Annotated in this window: 19 protein-coding genes; 3 read left to right on the top strand and 16 right to left on the bottom strand. The window is 54.4% G+C overall.

Annotated features, from left to right (window positions below; genetic code table 11):
• Nucleotides 1-52 precede the first annotated feature (52 nt).
• The 10 genes from ACTUJZ_RS13290 to ACTUJZ_RS13245 all read right to left on the bottom strand — a co-directional run bounded on the left by ACTUJZ_RS13290 (nucleotide 53) and on the right by ACTUJZ_RS13245 (nucleotide 11,108).
• On the bottom strand, nucleotides 53-1,285 hold the full coding sequence (locus tag ACTUJZ_RS13290; RefSeq protein WP_463636820.1) for an MFS transporter: 1,233 nt from the start codon (nucleotides 1,283-1,285) through the stop codon (nucleotides 53-55).
• A gap of 179 nt (nucleotides 1,286-1,464) precedes the next feature.
• Nucleotides 1,465-1,674 carry a hypothetical protein gene (locus tag ACTUJZ_RS13285; RefSeq protein ID WP_463636819.1) on the bottom strand — a complete coding sequence of 70 codons (210 nt, stop codon included), beginning with the start codon at nucleotides 1,672-1,674 and terminating at the stop codon, nucleotides 1,465-1,467.
• A gap of 106 nt (nucleotides 1,675-1,780) precedes the next feature.
• On the bottom strand, nucleotides 1,781-2,719 hold the full coding sequence (locus tag ACTUJZ_RS13280; RefSeq protein ID WP_463636818.1) for a lipase secretion chaperone: 939 nt from the start codon (nucleotides 2,717-2,719) through the stop codon (nucleotides 1,781-1,783).
• Complete coding sequence (locus ACTUJZ_RS13275; protein ID WP_463636817.1) at nucleotides 2,719-3,648, bottom strand: esterase/lipase family protein; 930 nt, start codon at nucleotides 3,646-3,648, stop codon at nucleotides 2,719-2,721. Before ACTUJZ_RS13275 ends, ACTUJZ_RS13280 begins: the two co-directional genes overlap by 1 nt.
• Nucleotides 3,649-3,882: 234 nt before the next feature.
• Nucleotides 3,883-5,949, bottom strand: coding sequence for a choline BCCT transporter BetT (gene betT / locus ACTUJZ_RS13270; protein ID WP_463636816.1), 2,067 nt, complete (start codon nucleotides 5,947-5,949; stop codon nucleotides 3,883-3,885).
• Nucleotides 5,950-6,237: 288 nt separating this feature from the next.
• On the bottom strand, nucleotides 6,238-6,414 hold the full coding sequence (locus tag ACTUJZ_RS13265) for a hypothetical protein (protein ID WP_463636815.1): 177 nt from the start codon (nucleotides 6,412-6,414) through the stop codon (nucleotides 6,238-6,240).
• A 167-nt stretch (nucleotides 6,415-6,581) separates the two neighbouring features.
• Nucleotides 6,582-8,720, bottom strand: a complete 2,139-nt coding sequence (pta, locus tag ACTUJZ_RS13260; RefSeq protein ID WP_463636814.1) for a phosphate acetyltransferase — start codon at nucleotides 8,718-8,720, stop codon at nucleotides 6,582-6,584.
• A gap of 14 nt (nucleotides 8,721-8,734) precedes the next feature.
• Nucleotides 8,735-9,916, bottom strand: coding sequence for an acetate kinase (locus ACTUJZ_RS13255; RefSeq protein WP_463636813.1), 1,182 nt, complete (start codon nucleotides 9,914-9,916; stop codon nucleotides 8,735-8,737).
• 384 nt (nucleotides 9,917-10,300) lie between these two features.
• Nucleotides 10,301-10,435 (bottom strand): hypothetical protein, encoded by a 135-nt coding sequence (locus ACTUJZ_RS13250; RefSeq protein ID WP_463636812.1) that lies wholly within the window; start codon nucleotides 10,433-10,435, stop codon nucleotides 10,301-10,303.
• A 166-nt stretch (nucleotides 10,436-10,601) separates the two neighbouring features.
• Nucleotides 10,602-11,108, bottom strand: a complete 507-nt coding sequence (locus ACTUJZ_RS13245; RefSeq protein ID WP_463636811.1) for a Dps family protein — start codon at nucleotides 11,106-11,108, stop codon at nucleotides 10,602-10,604.
• Nucleotides 11,109-11,249: 141 nt separating this feature from the next.
• Here ACTUJZ_RS13245 and ACTUJZ_RS13240 point away from each other — a divergent pair, with 141 nt between their 5' ends.
• Both ACTUJZ_RS13240 and ACTUJZ_RS13235 read left to right on the top strand, forming a co-directional pair.
• Nucleotides 11,250-11,504, top strand: coding sequence for a hypothetical protein (locus ACTUJZ_RS13240; protein WP_463636810.1), 255 nt, complete (start codon nucleotides 11,250-11,252; stop codon nucleotides 11,502-11,504).
• Entirely contained in the window at nucleotides 11,501-11,995 is a 495-nt protein-coding gene (locus tag ACTUJZ_RS13235) for a hypothetical protein (RefSeq protein WP_463636809.1), read from the top strand. The genes ACTUJZ_RS13240 and ACTUJZ_RS13235 overlap by 4 nt, the downstream gene beginning before the upstream one ends.
• 40 nt (nucleotides 11,996-12,035) lie before the next feature.
• On the opposite strand, the gene ACTUJZ_RS13230 is transcribed toward ACTUJZ_RS13235, so the two are convergent.
• The 4 genes from ACTUJZ_RS13230 to ACTUJZ_RS13215 form a co-directional block, all read right to left on the bottom strand.
• On the bottom strand, nucleotides 12,036-12,497 hold the full coding sequence (locus ACTUJZ_RS13230; RefSeq protein WP_463636808.1) for a host attachment protein: 462 nt from the start codon (nucleotides 12,495-12,497) through the stop codon (nucleotides 12,036-12,038).
• A gap of 129 nt (nucleotides 12,498-12,626) precedes the next feature.
• Nucleotides 12,627-13,547, bottom strand: coding sequence for an SDR family NAD(P)-dependent oxidoreductase (locus ACTUJZ_RS13225; RefSeq protein WP_463636807.1), 921 nt, complete (start codon nucleotides 13,545-13,547; stop codon nucleotides 12,627-12,629).
• The gene (locus ACTUJZ_RS13220; protein ID WP_463636806.1) at nucleotides 13,537-14,019 is read right to left on the bottom strand and encodes a MaoC family dehydratase; all 483 of its coding nucleotides are present in this window, start codon (nucleotides 14,017-14,019) and stop codon (nucleotides 13,537-13,539) included. Before ACTUJZ_RS13220 ends, ACTUJZ_RS13225 begins: the two co-directional genes overlap by 11 nt.
• 20 nt (nucleotides 14,020-14,039) lie before the next feature.
• A complete protein-coding gene (locus tag ACTUJZ_RS13215; protein ID WP_463636805.1) occupies nucleotides 14,040-15,845 on the bottom strand; it encodes an acyl-CoA dehydrogenase in 1,806 nt (601 codons plus the stop codon).
• Between the two features lie 131 nt (nucleotides 15,846-15,976).
• On the opposite strand from ACTUJZ_RS13215, the gene ACTUJZ_RS13210 reads away from it, so the two are divergent.
• Nucleotides 15,977-16,837, top strand: a complete 861-nt coding sequence (locus tag ACTUJZ_RS13210; RefSeq protein WP_463636804.1) for a helix-turn-helix domain-containing protein — start codon at nucleotides 15,977-15,979, stop codon at nucleotides 16,835-16,837.
• A gap of 1 nt (nucleotide 16,838) precedes the next feature.
• Here the strand turns inward: ACTUJZ_RS13210 and ACTUJZ_RS13205 are convergent, their stop codons facing one another.
• Nucleotides 16,839-18,404 carry an AMP-binding protein gene (locus ACTUJZ_RS13205; protein ID WP_463636803.1) on the bottom strand — a complete coding sequence of 522 codons (1,566 nt, stop codon included), beginning with the start codon at nucleotides 18,402-18,404 and terminating at the stop codon, nucleotides 16,839-16,841.
• Nucleotides 18,394-20,085, bottom strand: a complete 1,692-nt coding sequence (locus ACTUJZ_RS13200; RefSeq protein ID WP_463636802.1) for an acyl-CoA dehydrogenase family protein — start codon at nucleotides 20,083-20,085, stop codon at nucleotides 18,394-18,396. The genes ACTUJZ_RS13205 and ACTUJZ_RS13200 overlap by 11 nt, the downstream gene beginning before the upstream one ends.
• Between the last annotated feature and the right edge of the window lie 23 nt (nucleotides 20,086-20,108).

Raw genomic sequence — 20,108 nt, 5'->3', positions numbered from 1 at the left:
AATAAGGCAATGCTCACAACAAAGTGGGTGGCCCTACTCTGTGGCAGATTGTTTACCCGCGCACAAACTCACGCAACGCGGAGCTGGTTGCTGCGCCACGTGTGACCATGGCCATACCGGCGGCACTTAAGCTAAACAATAAAGCGGTGTTGTGCTGGGTAGCCTCACTCAAGGCGCCGGCGCTCAGTAATCCCGCCGGCAACAGGCTGGCCGATAAGGTCATTAAAAGGCTCATGACGCGGCCGCGATGCGCTGACGCAACGCGCTGCTGAAATAACACCATCACCTGGTGGTTAAATGCCCCCATTGCCGCGCCGGCCAGCCCCATCAGACATAGAGCTGTTGAAGCCGCGCTTATCAGGCCAAGACCGGCTGTACTTGCGGCTAACAGCAGCATGGCGCCAAGTAACCAACGGGTGCGGGGCACAGGCACATAGCGGCTACACAACGCCATCCCTAAAATGCTGCCCAGCGCCATCGCGGCCAGTAATAAGCCATACCATATGGCAGTTTGCTGCAACCGGCCGGTGACATAAAACGGTAGCATCAGCATGACAGGTGCAATAAAAAAATTAAGTGAAGCGGCAAAACAAAGGGTGACTGTCATGCCGCGCTGCGCCCGGACAAAGCGTATCCCTTCTGCCAGCATTGCAAGATGCTGGCGATAGCGTTGCGCCCAGCTCTGGGGCGCCTGGGTGGCAGGTTTAGCGGCAAGTTGTGGAGTACGAATAAATAGTTGTGATACTGCGCTGTACAAATAGGTCAGCCCATCGACAGCAATCAATACTGGCGCGCCCAGCACCCGGTAGGCTAGCCCACCCGCCGCCTGACCTGCCACCATAGCCACCTGCGTGGAAGATTGCAGCCAGGCCACAGTACGTGGCAAAGAGGCCGGGCTAACCAAATCCGGTACCAGTGCCTCGCTGGCTGGCTGAAAAAACGCCCGGCCGGTGCCGGAAATCACAGCCACAATGCCAAAAGCTACATTCACCGTCGCCGGTGCGGCCACGCCGGAAAACAGCAGGCCGGCCAGCGCTAAGACTGCAAGCCCCCGGGCCGCATCTGCTGCCACCATGATGCGTTTACGGCATAATTTATCAGCCTCTACCCCGGCTAACGGCCCAAGGATGACCGCCGGCAGGACAGACAAGGTCATCAACACGCTCATCAATGCAGCCGAGCCGGTATGCTCCATCAGATAAAACATCATGGCCACGGTGTACGCTTGCATACCCAGCTGACTGGCAAGTTGACCTTGCCACAGCAATACAATATTTTTGTTCACAACGCTTCCCTGTGATGCACATAAAAACCAACACCTTTTGTGGTGTTGATGTTTCCCTTCAAACTAAGCCAGTGTCTCAAGCTTTACCTGGCACTGGTTTATGCATCATACGTTGACTGGCGGGCGCGTCCAGCGCAATCGGCGGTGAGGAAAAAAAGCAACGTCGCGGCGGTGAGGGGCTAATCAAAGATGCCTGTCCGCTTGGCCAGCCCGGTAAAAATGTACGTTGTGACACCGATGATCAGCCCTGTTATCAGGATCTCTGCTATACCTGTTACCAGCCCCAGCCCAGGGAGCACCCGGCCAATGAGTACGGCATTTACAGTGACCAAACCCGCTATCAGACCCAAGCCAAGGCCGATTGCCTGCAGGCGGGATACCAGCTTCATGTTGCTCTCCGTATCTTATATCGCTAGCTGATTGGCTCAGCATAGCGCCGGAGAGCGCCAACCGCAGCTGGCCTTTGTACCCGTTTTTTATAGCACCAAAAATGAGCTAGCGCGGTAAGCGCTTTTGCTCAGCCGGGCTAAAATGCTGCTGTACATACTCGGCCAGCGCGGCTTGCTGGCGAGCTGGTGACCAATCGGTGTCGGCGAGCTGCTGGCGGTAAGCCTGATAGGCATCTTGTTTGCGTTGCCAGGCTGCCTGCTTTTCCCACAATGCAGTGAACCGCTCGGCAACGGCGTGCCCGAATTCTGCTGCAATGGCATTGTAGCGGCTGGTACTGTCGGCAAACTGTTGTTTGATTTGCGAGAGGGTGTGCATATTCAAGGTGGGGGCAAAAGCCTGGCGTTCCTGCTCAGGTAATGTGTCTAATCGAGCTAATATCGCCTCGCGACGCGCGGCTTTGTCCAATCCGGGATCCCGGGCAATTTGCAGGCGATCCAGCGCATGGCGATCGCTGCTGGCATCTCGGGCAAATAGATAGTCATATTCACGGGTAGAAAAAAACTGCAAGCGCAGTTGCTCGCGGGCATCCAGCCGCAATGCGATATCCTGAATCTCCAGATAGTCGGTATTCACTTCCATATCGGCATCGGCCAGCGCTACCTTATAGTTCACGTACCGGCTAAAAACATCCAGCGCATAGCTGGCAGAGGAACGACTAAACTGGGTCTGGGCGTGCGCTTTATAACGATGTTTCATCCGCGCCGGTTCAGGCTCGTCAGCAGCCAAAATAAATTGATCAAAAGTATCCTTGATTCCATGATGCAGCTGAAACTCGGCCAGCATGGCAGTTGTCTGTGCTGCGGTGGAAGGATTTTGTGTCGCACCACCAGGCGTTGGCTTCGAGTCAGGAACAACCGCTGCTGGCGGTGTGCCAGCAGAGATGCTTACGGCAGATGGCTGGGACGCCGCCTGATGATACCACCAGGCGATCAGCGCACTGAGGACAGCCAGCACGAGGCTGGCTTTGGCAGCGGGGCCTGGCATTACAGGCCCATATTTTTAAGCCGGTTAGCGTGGTCGACATATACCGACACCGGGTTGGTTTCAAACCAGTGGGTGATACCAAAGGTTTGGTTTACCTCATCCAGATGGTTCATCTTATAGTTGTCTTTGATGACCTTGCCCAGGTGTGAGCTACAGGCCGAGACCAGGCCATCACTAGGTTCACTGAACGCCAGCCCGGTGGTCACCAAAAACGGATCCACCAGATCCAGCGCATTGGTAAAGGTTTTGCTGCCGCTCCAGGAAAAATAGTATACCCCGTTATCTTCCAGCATCTTGCCGTCATTACGGCAATAGCCACTGGGTAACCCCTCAGGGTGACGTTGGTTAAACGCCAGTGTGCCGGCGGTGGTCAGCGAGTTCATGGCTTCCACCGAGTCGGTGGGTTTGTCATAGGGGTTGGATCCAGACGCCAGCTCAATAATATTGGCAAAAGCATTGGTGATCAGACCCACAGTGGCTTCAGAAAACGAGCCTTCTTTTAAATTACCACGCAGTACATCGGCCACCTTACTACCCCAGTTGACGCCACCGACCGAAGTGACTGAAGCAACTTTATGGGGGGCGACACTGGCCACATAACGCGCAGTGGGGCCGCCGTGACTATGGCCAATCAGGTTGACCTTACTGGCGCCGGATAACGCCAACACCTCATCGATATACGCAAGCAATTGTTCGCCACGTACCTCGGTGGAATTAGCGGGTGACACTTCGGCGATATACACCGTGGCGCCATTGCGAGAAAGATTTTGTGGCACTTTATAAAAATAATCCACAAACAGGACATCCTCAAACCCAAATAATCCATGTACTAATACGATAGGATGCTTGGTTTTTGCGTACGTTCCGGCCAGCGCCTGACTGCTTACTACCGAGGCCAGCAACACAAGAATCAGGCTTATTTTTTTCATAATCGCTCCATTAATAATTGGTCTGAGGTCAGACCTTGTTAAATTAATGTGAACATTATGTTTATAAATGGACCGCCGTCAATGCTGGCCCCCAGATTTACGACAAAAGAATGAGGCAGATAAAGATAGGACTAACGCTAAATGCTTACCTTGCAGTCGTAATAGACAAAAAAAAGCTACCCGCTGAGTGGGTAGCTTGATACAAATATCTGGGAAGATAGAGGAATGAATAAGCTAGGTTTTATCCTCTTCTTCGCCACTGTGGAACAGATTGGTGTTAGCCCCCGGTTGTTGACGCTGGGTATGCAAAAAGTGCATATGGCGTTCAAACTGGTCGAGGATGTCCTCAATCACCTGCCCTTTGGAATAGCCCATCAGGTCGTAGCCCTGGCCACCTTCGGCCAGAATCGCCTCGACCCGGTAATAATGGCTATCGGATTTGGCAGATCGGGTAGCAAATGATGGCATTTGGTATTTGCGCGGGCGCAGTTCGTAATAAAAATTCTGCGCAGTGTGCAAATCCACGGTCAATGCCAGATACTCATAATCGCCGTCGGTGTTATGCACAATATGCACATCCAATTCTTTTTCTTCCAGCGCCTGTTTGACCTCATCCATTGCTGGCGTAGCCACCTCTTTCAAAAACTCCCGGCACTGTTTGAGGCTGGGGAAGCTGATAAAGTGGTGCAAGCGGGTACTCCAGTTTTTCGCCGCTTCTTCGGTGCGGGTGCGACTGGACAAGGCGGCATCGGCGCTCTGTTGTTTAAGCCCTTCGATCCGTAAGGCTTTAAACAGCCCCACCATCATCAGGCACAACACGATGGCAAACGGTAACCCGGTGACCACCACTGCAGATTGCAAGGCCGTCAGCCCGTCGGCCAGCAATAGCGCGATGGTAAGCAAGCCAATGATGCCTGCCCACATCACCCGCATCCAGGCTGGTGCATCGCTGTAAGGGTCGCGCAGGATAGAGGTTAGGTTAGATAGCACCAGCGAGCCAGAATCGCCTGAAGTGATAAAGAACACAAACGCCAGAATACTGACCAGAATGGTGGTCAGCCCGGCCCAGGGGATGCGCTCTAAAAACATATAGATAGCCGAGCCGGGGTTATCCATGGCCTGCTGGCCAAATTCCTGCGCGCCTGACATCACCATATCGATGGCACTGTTACCCATGATAGACATCCACACCATCATGAAGGTGAGAGGCAGGATCAGCGTACCGGCAACAAATTCACCAATGGTGCGGCCCCGTGAAATACGTGCCAGGAACAGGCCCACAAACGGTCCCCAGGCAATCCACCAGGCCCAGAAGAACAAGGTCCAGGCATTGAGCCAGTCGGTAGGCGGATCAAAGGCATAGGTGTTCAGCGACATACTGACAAAATCGGCCAGGTAGTCCCCGATATTTAACACCGCAGCGTTGAGCAAAAAACGCGTATCGCCGACAAACAATACAAAGAACATCAGCAATATCGCCAACAGCATATTAAATTCGGATAACCGACGGATACCCCGCTCCACCCCGGTCACCGCCGAGATAGCCGCAAAGATGATAACTAGCACCGCCAGTCCCACCTGAGTCATCAACCCTTCAGGCACACCAAACACATGATTAAGCCCGTAATTAAGCTGTATCAGGCCTATCCCCAAACTGGTGGCCAGCCCAAACACCGTGCCCAGCACTGCCGCCACATCTACGGTGTGGCCGATGGGCCCATAAATGCCTTTACCAAAAATAGGGTATAGCGCTGAGCGTATTGCCAGCGGTAACCCGTGCCGATAGCTGAAAAAAGCCAGCGACATACCCACTAGGGTATAGACGCCCCAACCAGACAAGCCCCAGTGGAACAAGGTTTGTTTGATCGCATTGCGGGCTGCTTCGGCATCGCCGCCCATTTCCACCGGCGGTGCCAGATACTGGGTAATGGGCTCCACCACACAGAAGAACAACAGGTCGATACCGATGCCGGCTGCAAACAGCATAGCCGCCCAGGTCAGCACATGAAACTCCGGCCTGGTATGTTCCTGGCCCAGACGTATCTTGCCCCACGGGGATAATGCCACCACAATAACAAAGACCAGGTATGCAAAGATGGCCAAGAAGTAAAACCAGCCAAAAGTGGATGATATCCAGGACAACGCAGTGCCTATCAGGCTACTGGCTGACTCGGTAAAAAAGATGGCCCAAATTGCAAAGCCGGTGATGCCAAAGACAGACCCATAAAATGGGATGGGGTTGACCTTGACCTTTTCGGGTGGATCGTCCGCCCGTTGGTCTCGTTGAATGGTTTCCGCCATGGGATGTTCCTCGCGTTATCCAATGCGAATCGTTATTCTTCTCCTTTCCTGGCCGTTCTGCTACGCCTACTTCTGCAGAGACTGACACTCCGTGTCGACCATGCTGTGACATCCTCTGCTTTTGATAGCAACAACAGCATGTTGAGGGATGAGGCAGCGCTTCCAGGCAGGCCCGGTGGGCAGCCCTCAACGCCATGCATTTTTTCTCATATACCTAAAGCTGTACGCCTTAACTTAACCAGCGGTTTACAACTTTGGTTACAACCCATCAGTCACTCGCCATTAAGTTTAGTCGCTGTGGGGCGTTTTTTGCTGTCTCATCAACGTAAGCCAGATTAAAAACAGCACACCAGCCTGCAAACTGTGAAAAAAATCAGCCGACGGCGCCTGGCTTAGCAGCGCCCACAGCGCATTGGCCAAACACAGGCCGGCGGCACATTGTAGTAAAAAACGCGAGTTAATCATGTCAGGCTCCTGAGGCAGGGTTTTCCGTGCCGCCGTGAATACGTTAAGCACAGCATGCCCATCGATAAGGCGGCGCACCACTGGCCTGAAGCACTAAAAACGATCTGATCGCCCGGGCCGGCTGGCCCGGGCGGTGAATCGGTGTACAGATTAAGAGATGAGAAGATTTAGGCTGACGCCGCCTGGATAGCGGTCAGGGCGATGGTAAACACAATGTCATCCACCAGTGCACCGCGGCTTAAGTCATTCACCGGTTTGCGCATACCTTGCAGCATGGGCCCAATACACACCAAATCAAAACTGCGCTGCACAGCTTTGTAGGTCGTATTGCCGGTATTTAAGTCAGGGAACACAAACACGTTGGCCTTGCCAGCCACCGGGCTATTGGGCGCTTTGCTTTTACCGACACTTTCAATTGCCGCAGCATCATATTGCAACGGGCCGTCGATCAGCAGATCAGGGCGTAATTTTTTGGCAATCTCAGTGGCTTCACGCACTTTTTCCACATCGCTGCCCACGCCGGAGGAGCCGGTGCTGTAGCTAATCATGGCAACCCGAGGCTCAATGCCGAAGGTTTGCGCGGAGGTGGCCGATTGAATGGCAATATCCGCCAGTTGTTGGGCGTTGGGGTCCGGGTTAATGGCACAATCGCCGTATACGAGCACCTGGTCAGGCAACAACATAAAGAAAATGGACGAGACCAAGCTGGCATTGTCGGCGGTTTTTATCAGCTGCAATGCCGGGCGGATGGTGTTGGCGGTGGTATTGACCGCGCCAGACACCAGCCCGTCCACATCATCTTGTTGCAGCATCATGGTGCCCAGGGTGACTGTATCCTGCAGCAGCTCTTCGGCGATGACCTCTGTCACCCCTTTATGCTCGCGCAATTTCACCAGCGCCGGCACATACTGAGCGCGAATATCGTCCGGGCAGATGATTTCCACTGCGTCGGTCAGCTCCACGCCCTGCTGCTCTGCTACCCGTAGGATTTCATGCTTATCGCCCAATAACACCGGTCGGGCCAGCCCGCGCTTGGCGCAAATGGCAGCTGCGGTGACGGTGCGAGGCTCACTGCCTTCAGGCAGCACGATGCGCTTGTTAACCTGGCGGGCACGGTTAGTCAGATAAAAACGAAAGGCTGACGGCGACAATTTTTTCTGACGCGATACTTTTTGGGTCAACGATGTCACCCAGTTGCTGTCCAGACGCTCGGCGATGTGCAGCATCACTTTTTCGATACGTGCACTGTCATCCACCGGCACTTCCTGATTGAAGTTATGCAAATTCTGCGCGGTTTGCCAGGTATTGCTGTTGACCAGCATCACCGGCAAGCCGGTTTCCAGCGCCTGGCTGCATAATGCCATAATGCGCTCATCCGGCTCGTAACCACCGGTCAGCAATATGGCGCCCAGTTTGGTGCCATTCATGGCGGCCAGACAACAGGATACAAACACATCACTGCGATCGCCGGACAGCACCAGCAGGGAGGACGGTTTTAAGGTATGCGCCATGTTGTGAATTTCACGGGCGCAAAAGGTCACACTGCTTAACCGGCGGGAGGCAATATCCCCCTCGTTGACCAGCGTGGCATGCAGATGGCGGGCAAGATCAATGGCCCGGGGCGACATCAGCTCGGCGCTCCAGTCCACCATCCCCAACAGTGCCAACCCTTTGGAAAAGATGGGCAGCGCCTGCAGCGCCGCAATCCGCGAGGCATCTACCTCGGGGGTGTCGGTGGCGCCGATATCGGTGCGCAGGCGGTTGTTGTCATCAAACGGCGCATTGACTTTATTGAAGATGCAGCCCACCACCTTTTTACTTTTATGGCCGCCATAGGTGTCCAGCACAATCTCCAACCGGTGATTGATATCGGTAGGCGTATCATTGCCCGGCACATACACAAACACAATATCGGCATCCAGCGCTCGGCTGATCTCCAGGTTCAGGCGTTCGGCATAAGGATGATGGCGGGTGGTCACCAGACCCTCAATCACGGTGACCGCATCGTCTTCCTGATGCTGCTCATACCGCTCGATGATCTCTTCCAGCAACTCATCCATGCTGTCGTTACTGATCATGCGCTCAACATAATCCAGTGCAAATGGCTGGATGGGTTTGACACTGGCATGGTGCGTAATAATGGCTGTGGAGCGCTCTTCGCCGGTATCACCGCGGCGCGGCTGAGCAACCGGTTTGAAAAAATTCAGTTTGATGGCTTGCTGCTCCAGCGCCCGCACCAGTCCCATACTGACGGTTGTCAGTCCGACACTGGTGCCCACCGGAATGAGCATAATTCTGCGCGACATAAAAACTCCTGTGGTTATGCAAATTTTGCGGCTTCGGCCGCAATCACCCACTCTTCATTGGTGGGCACCACGAATACCGGGGTGCGCGAGTCCGTCGCGGTGATGGCTCCTGCTGCGCCAAAGCGCATGGCGGTGTTGTTCGCCTCGTCCACTGTGATGCCCATGTGAGCAAAATAGGCCATGGTGCGTTCACGCACAAACGAGGAATTTTCGCCTATCCCACCAGTAAACACGATGGCATCCAGCGAAGGCACCGCCACCATATAACCGGCGATGTATTTGGCCAGCCGATAGCAGAACATCTCCATGGCCAGCAGCGCGCCTTCATGGCCCTGCTCGGCGGCATCTTCCAGCGTGCGACAGTCATTGCTTAGCTCAGAAATGCCCAGCAAGCCGGAGGCTTTGTTCAACAAATCATTGATTTGTTCTGGAGTTTTGCCCAGTTTTTGTTGCAGAGTGACTGGCAGGCTGGGATCGATATCACCACAGCGGGTGCCCATGACCAACCCGTCCAGCGGGGTAAAGCCCATGCTGGTATCCACCGCCTGGCCTTGTTCAATGGCGGTCACACTGCAACCATTGCCCAGGTGTGCACTGATGATACTGGTCTGATTCACCGGCTTATCCAGCATGGCGGCAATGGTATCTAAAATATAGCTGTGACTGGTGCCATGAAAGCCATAGCGACGAATACCGTGCTCGCGGTATAGCGACATGGGAAGCGCATACATATAGGCGCGCGAAGGCATACTCTGGAAAAAAGAGGTGTCGAACACCACCACATGGGGCAGATCCGGATACGCCTGCTGCGCGGTCACCACGCCTTTGAGATTCGCCAGGTTATGCAGCGGTGCCATGCTGGCATACTCTTCGATTGCCTCTAGCACCGAGTCATCCACTAACGCGGCTTGCTTGAATTTTTCGCCGCCATGCACTACACGGTGCCCTACCGCAATAGGCTTGACACCGGACTGGCTGATGATGGCCTGGATGGCCTCCAGCGCTTGTTCGTGATTGGCCTTGACCGGCAGGCTGTGCTGTTGTTTTTGCCCGTGGGTTTTAACCGTCAGGCTGGCATCCGGATTGCCCAGGTTTTCAGCGATACCGGATAATCCTGCGGCCCCGGTGTCGGCATCAATGATCGCAAATTTCACGGATGAACTGCCACAGTTCAACACAACAACTTCTTTTTTCATGGCTTCTCAGTCTAACAGTCAGGAATATGAGCGCGCCTAACATGGCGGCCACATCAGGCAAGAAAACAGCCGGCGTAGCGGCTACGTGAATCAGCCAAAATTATAGCGTAAGCGGCTACCGGCGCAAATTGCTAATCGCCCGGCTGGCTGAATATTGGTAAACCTCATTGAACCTACGTTGAACAGAAAAAAGCGGACTACTGCTGTTGGCCGGTGGTTAGCACTTTCTGACCCGGCAGGGCTTTCAACTATTGTTCTCCCAGGCGGGTATCGCGAGCCTAGGTGTATGTGGAGTAGACTTTAAAAGCAGGGCTTGGCGAAACCCGGGGGCGATAGTCGAGTCGTATCGTGCCCGCGTGAGCCATATACTGTAGCGAGCGCTGATTAGCGTTCCAGTTTGAAATCAAGCTGAATAAAATGCTTGGTGGAGGCCTGATGCGCCTGGGCTAAGGTTTGTGCATGAATAGATGGGCTGGTAGCGCCAAGCAGCGCGGCAATCAGGGTAAATTTTAAGGACATGTTCGAATGATTCCCTTCATAGCGAAAAGGGCAACACTATCGGTTATGCAGGCGAAACAAAACCTTATGGTGAAAAACTAATTATCCGGAAAAAATAGCGGAGGAGTAGGCAGGAAAGCTAACCGCCCACCAAGCGGCGGGCGGCAATGAGCGATGCAGTGATTATTTATTTAGCAATAATTGAACGCAGCATCCAGATGGCTTCTTCGTGCCAGCTCATGCGGTCAATGAGCATGTCGGCGGTTACAAAATCGCGCTGTTCTTCGCAAGGTTCAATCGCAGAGCGCATGGTTTTGACCACGGTCTGGTGCCCCTTGATCAATAGCTCTAACTGCTCTTCCACCGAGGCTTCCGGATTCGGATCGCCATCTTCAATATCAGACAACTCACCGTACTTGCGATACGAGGCTGGCGCTTTTAGTCCCAGCGCACGAATACGCTCGGCAATTTCGTCAATGGCTTCGTAGATATTGCCATAGTGCGCTTCGGTCAACTCGTGCACCGACACAAACAGTGGACCGGTAACATTCCAGTGCACGCCCTGAGTTTGTATAAACAGAATATAGCTGTCGGCCAGTACCCGGCCAAGATGCTCTGCCACCTTGGTACGAGCTTCATCAGTCATGCCGGTATCAGGGTTAAATTTTGTCGAAGAAACATCAAGTGATGCCATACATTGTGTCCTCTTGTTGCGATGAAAATTATCCAACGAAAATACACCAATGCTTACGCCTGCTGCTTCAAAGCGATTTGTCAGTTACACAAAATTAATCACGTCAAAAACCGGCCATAGGATCAGCAGGCAGGGGGGCGGATGGAGGCTATACTGATTTTGCATTTTAACCAAATAAGGATATTTGTTATGCAAACCATTAATTCTGAACAAGTCAGCGCAGTAAGTGGCGGTAACCCAATACTCGGTGCTGTAGCGCTAGGTATCGGGAGTTCCTACCTGTATGAATCGATGGGCGGAAAAGCCGGCATTGATAATTATTTTGCAAATAGCTGGGCATCTGCGAGTTCGTCGGTAAAATATTGGCAACGCCGTTTTCAGCGCGCCTGGCCATGATAGGCCCCGCCTTGCTGGGCTCCATCCAGTTACGCTGCCTGCTTCGCTATTTGCGGCATAGCGCGGCGAATCAGTGCTCTGCTCGCCTGCCCCATGTTACATTGTTTTTAGCCAGCTATTGGCTGTATGGCGAGATAATTGTCGCGCGCCTGGGTGAGCCAGTGAGCTGGCTGGTACTGCCGAAGAATATATGGCCGACACTATCCAGCCTGGCAGTTAATCACGCACCCAGTTTTTTAGCAGTCATCATCACACTCAGTGCGTGGTACAGCTTAAAACCTTCGGCTGGCCGCCAGAATCGACAGGTGCAGAATGTGTGTGCAGTCACTATGGGGCTTATTGGCTATGAACTGTGGCAACTGGTATTGCCCGGGCGCACCTATGATCATCTGGATATGGTCGCGACTATATTGGGAGCAATTAGCTATCTGGCAGGGTATGCGGTTATGGCTGACCAGAAAATTCGATGTCGGTTGTTAGCTGGTTGCTGAAAAACAACGACACCGGCAGGCGCCGGTGTCAGGTTTGCTGTTATTGCAATGAAGAGCCGCGGCCGGCGTCTTTAAGATAATCTATCCAGACCTGCTCATCTTCGCGCACCACATCCTTATTGACCGTGCAGTCCACCAGGTCGAGGGTCTGTTTATTCATATGGTTGCGTAATTTACCTAAAAAGCTCGCCTCTGCGATAATGTCGATGCGGTGTACTTTCTCGCTGCTGCGCCGCTTGTCGAGCCAATCGGTAACAGTATTGGCAAAGCGCTCGGCTTCTACTTCCACTGCGTCTTTGCGGCTCATGGTATCCACGCCCTGCACTGCGCCACTGGGCGCTGAGATGGCGCCCGGCTTATTGGTCACCAGATCGCTGTCAGTCTTTCGGCCATCTGCATTTTGCAATACCACTACCGGTTCGAGTTCTGTCGCGCCCCCTTTTTCCACAAAGATTTTTGCTTCGGTTTGGTTTGCCACTACAAGATACGATTTTCCTATCATGATTGCACCTCGCGTTAGTTAGGTAGTGGTTTATAAGCCAGCGCCGGCCAAAAAGATTGCTCGCCCCGGCGCTTTGTTAGGTGACGGGTGAAATTTTCACCAAAAAAATAACAGCCCGTGGATTTCCCCTTACCGTGACTCGCCGTCTACCGCCGCCCTCGCCATGTGCAAAAACTTTTCGCCTTGTTTAGCGCCCTGGCTCAGCTCCTGCTGGCCTTCCGGCGCACTGATAGCGGCTAATACTTTTTGCACTGCTTCAGGGGATTGCTCATGTTCGGGCAGGTAGGTTCCCGGTGTTTCGACAATACGCGCCACCGAATAACCGCCCATTCCGGCACATAAGATCAGCCGGTTGGGTGCATCTTGCTGACACAACACCAGCGCGCCGGCACTCACCGCTGACGGACTGAGTCGTTCAAACAGCTCGGGCGGCAGTACATCCTCGGTCATGCGGGTGGCCGCAGTGGGCGCCAGCGCATTGATACGAATATTGTATTTGGCGCCCTCAATGACCAGGGTATTCATCAGCCCCAGCAAAGCCATTTTGGCGGCCCCGTAATTACTCTGGCCAAAGTTGCCGTATAAGCCGCTTGACGAGGTGGTCATCACAATACGTCCGTACTGCTGCTGGCGCATGATTTCCCACACTGCCTTAGTGCAGTGCACTGCACCCATTACATGTACATCCATGACCGCCTGAAAATCAGCCAAGTCAATGTTGGTAAAGGCTTTATCGCGCAGGATCCCGGCGTTGTTAATTAGAATATCCACCCGGCCCCAACGCTCCATCACCTGTGCAACCATGGCGTTGACTTCGTTAAAATCTGCCACATTAGCCCCACTGGCCATGGCTTCGCCACCGGCGGCGATGATCTCTTCAACCACCTGCTGAGCCGCCTGACTGGAGCCACCGCTGCCATCGCGGGCGCCGCCAAAATCGTTGACTAACACTTTAGCACCCCGGGCTGACAGGGCCAGCGCGTGTGAGCGTCCCAGCCCGTTGCCAGCCCCGGTGACAATGGCCACTTGATCGGTAAATTTAATGCTCATTTTTTGCTCCGTATTGTTCGGTTATCTGTACACCCAGCCAGCGTGCCACCAGCGCCGGTTTTGGCTCATCTTCAATTTCCACGCTGATGTCATAGGTAAGTTTATATTGGCCGGGCTGAACCTGCACTGCATCGGCCAGCGTGGCATGGCAACGGATGCGGCTACCGGCTTTGACCGGGGTGACAAAGCGCACTTTATCAAAGCCGTAGTTAATGCCCATGGTAGCCCCGGCCAGCTGCACCCCAAAGCTCTGGGCAAAATAAGACAGCATGGATAAACTTAAAAAGCCGTGTGCAATGGTGCCGCCAAACGGGGTCTGGCGGGCTTTCTCGACATCCACGTGAATAAACTGGTGATCATGGGTGCAGGCAGCAAACTGATCGATTTGCTGCTGGGTCACGGTGAACCAGTCGGTAGCCGGCAGAGCCTGGCCAATCTGTTCAAATAACTGCTCGGTGGTCTGTGTTTTCATCAGAGTTCCTAAAAGCGAGCCTAAAACCAGTCAGGCTGCATATCAAAGTTGGTGGTATCCAGTTCGCGCACCAGCCGCGCCCAATGCTCAATCTCAGGCAACTCGCTGCGATAAAAAAACTGCAGCGCCTGCAATTTGCCCTGATAAAAGGCTTTATCACTGGCATGAGGCTGGCCGGCCAATTGTTGGGTGGCCACAATGCCTTGTTTCAGCCACATCCAGGCCACTACCACATGGCCCATCATGTCCAGATACTTCACCGAATTGGAAAAAACCGCATCCGGATTGTGTTGCTGGCTGGCCTGCATCACAGCGGTAGTGGTACGCTCCACAGTAGCCACTGCCTGTGACAGGCTGTCGGCGTAGCCGGCTAGGCTTGCATGGTCCCGGGCCTCAACGATGGTGGTGTTCACCGCAGCCATAAAGGCTTTAAAACCGGCAAAATCATTGCGCGGTACTTTTCGGCCCAGCAGATCCATCGACTGAATGCCGGTGGTGCCTTCATGGATGGGATTAAGGCGGTTTTCCCGGTAAAACATTTCCACCGGATGATCGTCGGTATAACCGGCACCGCCTAACACCTGGATCGCATAATGGTTGGCTTTTAAGCCATATTCTGAAGGCCAGGTTTTAATCAGCGGAGTTAAAAAGTCCAGCAAGGTAAAGGCTGCTTCACGGTCTGACTGCTCTGGTGCGGTGTTGGCATCATCATGCAGCCGGGCGCCGAACAAGCACAGCGCCAGCGCGCCTTCGGCATAGGCTTTTTGCGCCAGCAGCATGCGTTTGACATCGGCATGCTCAATGATATTCACTGGCGCTGAGTGGGGATCTTTTTCCGATAACAACCGCCCCTGCGGGCGCTCTTTGGCATAATGAAGCGAATACTGAAAACCGGCCAGCGCCATCACAGTAGCGCCCATGCCCACAAACAAACGCGCCTCGTTCATCATATGGAACATGTAGCTTAAGCCCATATTTTCTTCACCCACCAGATAGCCGGTGGCGCCGCCATTTTCACCAAAGCTCAGCGCCGTGGACGTGATCGCATGACCGCCCATCTTGTGAAACAGCCCGGCCAGCGCCACATCGTTGCGAGTGGCTGGCTGACCCTCTTCAGCCGGTAAAAATTTTGGCACGATAAATAGCGAGATCCCTTTCACCCCTTTAGGCGCACCCTGCACCCGCGCTAATACGAGGTGTACGATATTCTCGCTTAAGTCATGATCGCCGCCGGAAATATAAATCTTGTTGCCGGTGATGCGATAGGTGCCATCATCCTGTTTGACCGCTTTGGTGATCAAATCCGCCAGGCCAGAGCCGGCGCCCGGTTCGGTCATGGCCATGGTACCGGTATAGCGCCCTTCACGCATCGGCCGCACCCATGTCTCAATCTGCTCCTGAGTACCATGCGCTTCAATCAGATTGGCGTTGGCATTGGTTAAGGTGGTGTAGCCCATAATGCTCATGCCTGCAGCGGTGAGATGGGTGCCCAGGGCACAGGCCACCAGCGACGGTAATTGCATGCCGCCCACCTCATAGCTGGCAGTGGCAGATGCCAGCCCGGCATCAGTAACCGCCTGGATAGCATCTTTGATTTCTGGCAACAGATGCACTCTTTGGCCGTCAAAATGGGGTTTTACCTGGTCGGTTTTTTGCCGAATGGGCAATAGATAGCGTGCTGCCACCTGTTTGGCGGTGTCCATGGCGGCAGTAAAGGTTTCCGGCGAGTGATCAGCAAAGCGCTCGCGCTCGGTCAGTTGCTGCGCGTCGAATAGCTCATACAGCATAAAATGCAGATCGCGGTCATTAATCAGTGATGTAGCCATACAGTCCTCGTAATGCTGGGTGGCGCCAAAGATTGCGCCGGTTCCGATTCCATTTTATTGTTGCGGTATTTGAGGTAAGAAAACATGACCTGGCAGGTCATGCTCTTGTCTTAACTACCCATAGGACCCTCATGCCGTTAACCACCTCCATCACTAGCCCTGACAGCCCGGCTGGCTTTGCCGGCTTGCTGCGCTTTTGGCGCAACGTGCACGAGGTTAGCCAGGAAGCGCTGGCCTTCCAGATTGGCTCATCCCCGCGCCATATCAGCCGGCTGGAAAACGGCCATGTACGGCCCAGCAGCGAGATGGTGCAAAAGATTGCCGCCAGCCTGGGCCTGCTTGATCGTGATACCCAACATTTGCTGATTGCCGCCGGCTTTGTGCCACAGCCACCCGCCCAGGACTTTCAGGCCGCCGAATTGCATTGGTTGCGCAAAGCCATGACCCGTACCCTGCAGGCGCTCGACCCCCACCCCACGGTGCTGATTAACCCGGCGGGTGATTTGCTGATGGTCAATCGCAGCTGGGTCAACTTTATGACCTGCTATTTTGCTGAAGCATTACCGTCGGTCATCAACCATTTTGATTTTTTGTTCAGCCTGTTTGGGCCCGACGATGCCCCGCCTGCCTGGCAGGATGCCATCGCTCTTATCCTGATGAGCATGCAGCAGGAAGTGTTGCTGCGCCCGCCGGCCACTGCGGTGGCAGCCAAGCTGACGCAGTTACAGGCAGCCGTCGGTGTACCCGCAAACTGGGCGCAGCGCGCGGCCAGGCTTGAACCCATGGCCAGTTTCAAGTTGCCGGTTCCGCTAAACAGCGCCGTCGAACCTTTTTTGCATGTCAGCCAGAATGTGGGCGCGCTGGGACCTACGGCATTTGTGTCTGAGCCGCGCCTGATTCTTTACACCCTGTATCTGCAGGACGGGCATCGTGCGGTATCTGATCATGCATCAACCAGCACGCCGCTCGCCCACCCGTTATTGCCTTACTAGATTACAGCGCCTCATGCTGGCGAAGTTCACGGCGCAAAATTTTGCCCACTGTGGATTTAGGCAGTTCGTCCAGCACCGTGATGGCCTTTGGCACCTTGTAATTGGTAAGCTGATCGCGGCAATGTTTAAGCAGTTCATCGGTGCTAACAGTTTCATGCAGGGTCACAAATGCGTGCACCGCCTCGCCGGTGTGTTCGTCCGGCTTACCCACTACCGCCGCTTCACTGACCGCCGGGTGCTCGCACAGCACATCTTCAATTTCATTGGGATACACATTAAAGCCAGAGACCAGCACCATGTCTTTGAGCCGGTCGACAATTTTGATATTGCCGTTAGCCTGGATCAGCGCCATATCACCGGTTCGAAACCAGCCGTCTATCAGTGATTTGGCGGTTTCTTCGGGGCGCTGCCAGTAGCCCTGCATTACCTGAGGGCCTTTTACCACCAGCTCGCCCACAGTGCCCGGCTCAACCGGCTGCTGCTGATCGTCCCAGATGGCCACCTGGGTGTCGGTCAATGGTTTGCCCACGGTGCCCAGTTCTTCTTCACCAAAATGATTAAAAGACACCACCGGCGAGGTTTCTGATAAGCCATAGCCTTCGGTGATGGTGCAGCCCGTGGTTTCCTGCCACAAGTGTGCAGCCGCGTGGGTTAACGCTGCGCCACCGGATAAGGTGATACACAGCGGGCTAAAGTCGAGCTGCTTAAAGGCCGGGTGTCGGCACAGCCCGACAAACAACGTATTGATGCCGGCAATGCCTTTGAACGGCACACCTTTAAGCGCATCGATAAACTGGTCCATATCGCGAGGGTTGGGGATCAGCAGGTTAGCCTCGCCCATGCCAAACAGGCCCACCATGTTTACCGTAAACGCATAGATATGATACAGCGGCAGCGGGCAGACAAATACCCCTTCGCGCCCTTCACAACGTGCCTGCAGGCGCTCGGTCATCTGCCCGGCATTGCTTAACAAGTTAGCATGTGTCAGTACTGCCCCTTTGGAGACACCCGTGGTGCCGCCGGTATACTGCAGCACCGCGATATCGACGCGCTGGGCCTGACTGGGGCTGACCGCAGCATGCTTCGCACCGGTCTCCAGTGCGTCGGTAAAGGCCCAGTACTCGCCATCCTGGCTGGCAGGCTGAATAAAGTCGGCGGCCTGGGTGACTACCACGTGGCGGATCTGAGTATTGGCTTTGATCTGCTCAAACTTGGGTAACAGATCGCCTAAAATCACCAGCGCGACCGCGCCAGAGTCTGAAAATTGATGCTGCATTTCCCGCGGCGTGTACATGGGGTTAGTATTTACCACCACCAGCCCGGCTTTCACCGCGGCGCACATGGCCACCGGATACTGGATCAGATTGGGCAGCTGGATCACAATGCGATCGCCGGCGGACAACTTCAGTTCGTGTTGAAAAAAGCGCGCCATAGCATCTACATGCCCGGCCAGCTCACTGTAGAGCATTGATTGACCCAGGCAGCGGTAGGCTAGCTGGTGCTCAAACCGGGCAAAGGTTTCTTCAAAAAACGCAGATAAATTCGGGTATTGTGCATTAAACGCCATTGGTAGAGTCCTGTGTAGTAGAAGAAAAAGAAACAGCAGGCAAAGCCCGGGCAATAATAGCCTGGCTATCAATGTGGGCAGGCAGGGTGCCGTACTGGTGGAATTGGTCGGGATTAAAGCGGCTGTCGATAAATGCCTGGGCGATCAGCGGCTCACCATAGAGGAGTAATGTGGCAGCCTGCCAGCAGCGCGCCAGCTGCTCCATAATGCGGCGGGCATGGCTAGCCAGGTGGTCAGTGTCGGCCAGTAAGTGGATGGCAGCATCCAGCTCACGGTCGTACCAGACATGCCGCCCGCTGGCCTGGTTGAGCTCGGCCAGCAAAGCCTGCAAGGCTTCGGGTTCTTTACGCAAGACACGTAAAAAGTCCAGGCACTGCACATTGCCCGAGCCTTCCCAAATCGCATTGACCGGCGCTTCGCGATACAGGCGGCATAGCACATTGTCTTCTACATACCCTACCCCACCGACACATTCCATGGCCTCGTAAATATGCTGCATGGCTTGCTTGCAGATCCAGTATTTGCCGATCGCGGTGGTGCTGCGGATCAACGCGGCTTCTGCCGGGTTGTCGGGTTGATCTAGTGCCCTGGCTACGCGCAGGCTAATGGCCAGCGCTGCTTCTGCTTCGAGCGCCAGATCGGCCAGTACATTTACCATCAGTGGTTGTTCATGTAAGGGCCTGCCAAATACCTGGCGTTCGCGGGTATGCCAGATGGCTTCTTTGACCGCTTGCATCATCAGTGCCGAAGAACCCAGCATGCAGTCGTAGCGGGTCAGCGCCACCATCTGAATAATGGTGTTGATGCCCCGCCCCGGCGCGCCGACCAAATAGCCCTGGGCCTGGCGAAATTCAATTTCGGCACTGGCATTGGACTGATTGCCCAGCTTTTTTTTCAGTCGTTGGATCTGCATGGGGTTTTTGCTGCCATCTTCGCGCCAGCGTGGCACTAAAAAACAGGACAGCTGCTGGTCGATATTGGCCAGTACCAAAAAAGCGTCGCACATGGGGGCGCTGCAAAACCATTTGTGGCCGGTAAGGGTGTAGACATTGTCTGACGCGCCCGTGGCTTTGATGGCCGTGGTGGTATTGGCGCGTACATCACTGCCGCCTTGTTTTTCGGTCATGGCCATGCCGATGGTCACGCCCTCTTTTGCATACCAGGGCCGGTTGCTACCGTCATACACGCCAGATAACAATTTGGGCAGCCAGGCTGAGGCCAGAGCAGGCTCGGCAGCAATAGCCGGTACCGCAGAAAAGGTCATGGTCAGCGGGCAGCCGGTCCCGGGATCGGCATGGGTGTGTAGCACTGCTAGTGCAGCGCGTACCACATGGGCGCCCGGGGTGGGATCTGACCATGGCAGTGCGCAGTGACCCGCTGCGATGGCATGGCCCATTAACTGATGATAGGCAGGATGATAAATGACCTCATCCACACGCTGGCCGAAGCGGTTATGCGGCTCAAATTCTGGCGTGTGCTTATTGGCCAGAAAGCCGGCCTCTTGCAGATCGCCGCCGATACGCTGGCCAAATTGAGTGAGCTTGTCAGTACCCCAGTCACCGCCAAACTGCGTTACCCAGTATTGCAGCACCCTATCAGCGCTGTATGCATTGTAGTGTGCCAGCGGGTGAGGCTGATTAAACACAGTATGGGTGTCGTAGCCAAATTCCTGTTGCGCCATTAGCTTCCTTAATTGCTGCGCGG

The organism is Alteromonas sp. WD8-37 (assembly GCF_055326825.1).
Note: the sequence above shows the minus strand (reverse complement) of the source record. Positions and strands in the feature narration are given on the sequence as shown.

Bases quoted from the DNA above. Each gene is read 5' to 3' on its own strand.
- ACTUJZ_RS13215 (WP_463636805.1), bottom strand. From the start codon at position 15,845: ATGGCTACATCACTGATTAATGACCGCGATCTGCATTTTATGCTGTAT.
- ACTUJZ_RS13245 (WP_463636811.1), bottom strand. From the start codon at position 11,108: ATGGCATCACTTGATGTTTCTTCGACAAAATTTAACCCTGATACCGGC.
- ACTUJZ_RS13210 (WP_463636804.1), top strand. From the start codon at position 15,977: ATGCCGTTAACCACCTCCATCACTAGCCCTGACAGCCCGGCTGGCTTT.
- ACTUJZ_RS13280 (WP_463636818.1), bottom strand. From the start codon at position 2,719: ATGCCAGGCCCCGCTGCCAAAGCCAGCCTCGTGCTGGCTGTCCTCAGT.
- betT (WP_463636816.1), bottom strand. From the start codon at position 5,949: ATGGCGGAAACCATTCAACGAGACCAACGGGCGGACGATCCACCCGAA.
- ACTUJZ_RS13205 (WP_463636803.1), bottom strand. From the start codon at position 18,404: ATGGCGTTTAATGCACAATACCCGAATTTATCTGCGTTTTTTGAAGAA.
- ACTUJZ_RS13235 (WP_463636809.1), top strand. From the start codon at position 11,501: ATGATAGGCCCCGCCTTGCTGGGCTCCATCCAGTTACGCTGCCTGCTT.
- ACTUJZ_RS13250 (WP_463636812.1), bottom strand. From the start codon at position 10,435: ATGTCCTTAAAATTTACCCTGATTGCCGCGCTGCTTGGCGCTACCAGC.
- pta (WP_463636814.1), bottom strand. From the start codon at position 8,720: ATGTCGCGCAGAATTATGCTCATTCCGGTGGGCACCAGTGTCGGACTG.
- ACTUJZ_RS13285 (WP_463636819.1), bottom strand. From the start codon at position 1,674: ATGAAGCTGGTATCCCGCCTGCAGGCAATCGGCCTTGGCTTGGGTCTG.
- ACTUJZ_RS13225 (WP_463636807.1), bottom strand. From the start codon at position 13,547: ATGAGCATTAAATTTACCGATCAAGTGGCCATTGTCACCGGGGCTGGC.
- ACTUJZ_RS13265 (WP_463636815.1), bottom strand. From the start codon at position 6,414: ATGATTAACTCGCGTTTTTTACTACAATGTGCCGCCGGCCTGTGTTTG.
- ACTUJZ_RS13255 (WP_463636813.1), bottom strand. From the start codon at position 9,916: ATGAAAAAAGAAGTTGTTGTGTTGAACTGTGGCAGTTCATCCGTGAAA.
- ACTUJZ_RS13200 (WP_463636802.1), bottom strand. From the start codon at position 20,085: ATGGCGCAACAGGAATTTGGCTACGACACCCATACTGTGTTTAATCAG.
- ACTUJZ_RS13240 (WP_463636810.1), top strand. From the start codon at position 11,250: ATGGAGGCTATACTGATTTTGCATTTTAACCAAATAAGGATATTTGTT.
- ACTUJZ_RS13230 (WP_463636808.1), bottom strand. From the start codon at position 12,497: ATGATAGGAAAATCGTATCTTGTAGTGGCAAACCAAACCGAAGCAAAA.
- ACTUJZ_RS13275 (WP_463636817.1), bottom strand. From the start codon at position 3,648: ATGAAAAAAATAAGCCTGATTCTTGTGTTGCTGGCCTCGGTAGTAAGC.
- ACTUJZ_RS13220 (WP_463636806.1), bottom strand. From the start codon at position 14,019: ATGAAAACACAGACCACCGAGCAGTTATTTGAACAGATTGGCCAGGCT.